At 56.1% G+C, this 2700-nt stretch carries 2 protein-coding genes; one reads left to right on the top strand and one right to left on the bottom strand.

Features of this window, described 5'->3' with window-relative positions; all coding sequences use genetic code 11:
- Positions 1-706: 706 nt before the first annotated feature.
- Entirely contained in the window at positions 707-2020 is a 1314-nt protein-coding gene (locus AC13C8_RS00010) for a tyrosine-type recombinase/integrase (protein WP_482845976.1), read from the top strand.
- Between the two features lie 3 nt (positions 2021-2023).
- Here AC13C8_RS00010 and AC13C8_RS00005 read toward each other — a convergent pair whose 3' ends face one another.
- A complete protein-coding gene (locus AC13C8_RS00005) occupies positions 2024-2440 on the bottom strand; it encodes a hypothetical protein (protein WP_482845975.1) in 417 nt (138 codons plus the stop codon).
- Positions 2441-2700 lie beyond the last annotated feature (260 nt).

Genomic DNA, 2700 nt, shown 5'->3' with positions numbered 1-2700 from the left:
TTCTGCAATGTACTTCTGAAATCGCGCCCGGAGCGCCGATGGCAAAGGTGCTGACATGATTCATCCTCCCAATAAGGATGAATCACATCTGAACCCTCATGGGAATCCTCAGCGACTCAAGTTCAAGCCGAAACGCTTTAGGGAGGCAACTCTTTCATCGGCCACTTCAAGTGCCGCTCGCGCTGTCAGTTCACCACGGTCTGCGGCTGTTTTTTACGCGATTGACGCTGAGCCTGCTCAATCACCCGTTCGACCTGTGGACGAAACTCAGGATATGCCTTGAGAGCTTCCCGTTCGCAATCTCCGAGAACGCGTTTGAACTCACGCTGGGTGATAACCCCTGCTGCCGCCTTGGGAACTCATCGTCGATATTCCCAACTGCCTGATTTTAGTTGCCTTACATACTTCAAGATTAGCCCCATGTGTGCTCCTTGTGTACCCAGATGTGTACCGAGAGGAGGGTCATGCCGCCTATTTTATTAATATTTCACCACTTTCAAGGGGAAAATGGCTCCGGCGGTAGGGATCGAACCTACGACCAATTGATTAACAGTCTCGGGCAGCCAAACTATACGCAGCTCTAGATTCCTATATGTAGCTATATGTTCTAACGATATCAGTTGCTTGGCTCGAGCGATAAGCCCTAAGCAAATAGCTCGTAGCTATACCGCTACTGCTTATGACTTGCTTATGAGGAGCCAAGACCATGCCCAAGCCGACCCCGAAACACCCGCCCGTGAAACTCACCAAAGGCTACATCGACCGCATCAAACCCGGTCCCAAGGACGAGTTCCATTGGGACACCGACACCAAGGGGTTCGGCGTTCGCTGCACCCCCACACGCAAGCTCACCTTCGTCGTCCAGGGGCGCCCGAACCCCGACAAGCCTGCTGCCCGCATCACCATCGGTCCATATGGCGTGTTCACCGTCGATAATGCGCGTGTCACCGCCCGCGAATACCTGCTCGACATGGCCAAGGGTATCGACCCGCGCGCTGTGAAGAAGCAGGAGCAGGCCGAGGGGGTGACGTTGAAGGAGATCTATGACAGCTACGTCAGCCGTCCCGGAGCACTCAAGCCGAGCACCCGCCAGTGGTATGAGTTCTACGTCACCAAGGTGTTCGCTGACTGGCAGCACCGTCCTGTGGTGGAGATTACTCGCGACATGGTGCGAGAGCGGCACGCCAAGATAATGGCCGAGGGATTGCCGGGAAAGAAGCGTAAGGGCGGGGCACCAGCCAGCGCCAACAGCGCCATGACCGTGCTGCGCATCCTGCTCAACTTTGCCGCTGACGAGCACGAGCTTGCCGATGGCACGCCGCTGATCCCAGTCAACCCGGTTCGCGCAATGAAACGCCACTGGGCACCAGCGGGGGATCGGAGCGAGCGATACATTGAGTTCGACCGCGTCGGACAGGTTTGGAATATGCTGCATGAGGCGCGCGCGACAGCGCGGAACCGAGACGCACGCGCCGGGGTCAACTACGTCATGTTTCTGATGCTCGTTGGCCGACGCCGGGGAGAAGTTGCCAGCCTCCGTTGGGACGAGGTTCACATCGACCGCGAGAACCCGTCCGCGTCATACTGGTTCCTCCGCGACCAGAAGGTAGGCAAGCCCGTGCGGTTGCCCCTGTCGACTGCGGCGATTGCGGTGCTCGACGCTTGCGAGCGGGTGGACGGGAAAGACCATGTGTTTCCGAGCCGTGGTAAGGCAGGGCACATTTCCGACCCTCGCGCGGTTCTGGACAAGGTGGACGAGGTGGCGGGGCGGAAGGTCGGGGCACACGGGCTGAGGCGCACGCTGGTCAATGCCGCGCAGCGGGAGTTCGATATTGAGCGGTTCCGCATCAAGATGCTGGTCGGCCACCAGCCCGACGCGAACGACGTGACCGCGAGGTATTACACCGACCTGTCCGACCTGACGTTCCTTCACCCCGTCATTGAGGCCTTGGGCGTGTGGGTCGTGCAGAAAGGTCGGGTCGCGGCAGGCGAGAATGTGGTGACGCTGCGAGCGCAGTAGCTATCAGTCATCCAGCGTGTATTTAGTTTCGACTGTAATACTGCCGACGTAGTTGGGAAATTTTGACTGCCCCTCATCATTTAGGCTTTTGTGGGAATATCCCGGCTTGGAGGAGTAAAAGTGGACTTTGTCGTCAACCAGATCCATCGTGATGTCGCCCGCCTTGTTCTGGGTAATCTTCTCGTAGCCGGTATAGTAATCAAGGTGCCGAGATGGTGCTTCTCCAATAATGACAATCTGTGGGTCCAGTTTTTTTAGCCAAGAGTCAGGAATTTTTCCGGATTTTCGGCCGTGGTGCGCCGCAAAAACGATGGTCGTTTTCTCTAAGTTAATGCTGTCTGCAATGCTTTCCATAAACTCCGTTTCCAAGTCACCCAGCCACATGACAGTTGCGCCATCCTGCAGAGAATAGCGGATCACTGCGGAAACGTTATTGTAGCTTTCTCCCTTGTTACATTCCGCGAGAGCGCCTTGGAATTGCGCATTCTCGGTGTCTGGCCATAGAATTGAAATTCCGGCAGGGCCGCGTGTATCGTCTCCTGTCCGTCGTCATATAAAATGGGACATCAGAGCGGTTTGAGCAATGGAGGCTCTGGCTCGTTTGTGTGACTGATTATGCGGCTTGTTTTTGATGTTGCAAGCGGCGGTGTAGGATTGTCTGTTTCTTGACCCTTTTCCTT

This window comes from Aliiroseovarius sp. B-4 (genome assembly GCF_056857795.1).
This window is presented reverse-complemented; position numbering and strand designations above follow the sequence as displayed.